This window comes from Alcanivorax sp. HI0083 (genome assembly GCF_001635175.1).
Genome location: NZ_LWFX01001778.1, coordinates 1 through 802 on the forward strand (window position 1 = coordinate 1; position 802 = coordinate 802).

An 802-nucleotide genomic window follows, 5' to 3' on the forward strand; every position below is an offset into this window, starting at 1 on the left:
ATGTTGGCAGTTCCTTCCCATGCATATTCATATTCTTGGTATTTGCGGCACTTTCATGGGGTCGCTGGCGCAGCTGGTAAAGGCCCAGGGGCATCACGTCACCGGCAGCGACCTGAACGTCTACCCGCCCATGAGTGATCAGCTGGAAGCGGCCGGTATTACCCTGACCCAGGGATATGACCCTGCCCAGCTGGAGCCTGCGCCGGATCTGGTGGTGGTCGGCAATGCGCTGAGTCGTGGCAACCCGGCAGTGGAAGCGGTGCTGGATCGCGGTTTGCCGTATACCTCCGGGGCACAGTTACTCGAAGATGTGGTGCTTCCCGGCCGTTGGGTGATGGCGGTGTCCGGCACCCACGGCAAGACCACCACCAGTTCCATGCTGGCCTGGATTCTGGAATACGCGGGCTTAAATCCCGGTTATCTGATCGGCGGTGTGCCAGGGAATTTTGGTGTGTCTGCGCGACTGGGCGAGACGCCTTTTTTTGTGGTGGAGGCGGACGAGTACGACACGGCATTTTTCGATAAGCGCAGCAAGTTTGTGCACTACCGCCCCCGTACCGTGATCCTCAATAATCTGGAATTTGATCACGCGGATATCTTTGCGGATTTGGCGGCGATACAGACCCAGTTTCATCACCTGATTCGCACTGTACCTTCCACCGGGCGGTTAATTCTGCCCCACGGTGAAACCGCACTGGAGGAAACGCTGGATCAGGGATGCTGGAGTGAAGTGGAGCGTTTCGGCGAAGACCAAGCGCTGGGCTATCGTCTGGATCAGGACGACGGCTCGGTCTTTACCGTG

The 802-nt window shown here is 58.1% G+C and carries 1 protein-coding gene; it reads left to right on the forward strand.

The features are described from left to right. Positions 1 to 19 precede the first annotated feature (19 nt). Positions 20 to 802, forward strand: a 783-nt coding sequence (mpl, locus tag A3754_RS25715) for a UDP-N-acetylmuramate:L-alanyl-gamma-D-glutamyl-meso-diaminopimelate ligase (protein WP_063521719.1), incomplete at its 3' end; no start/stop codon positions are given.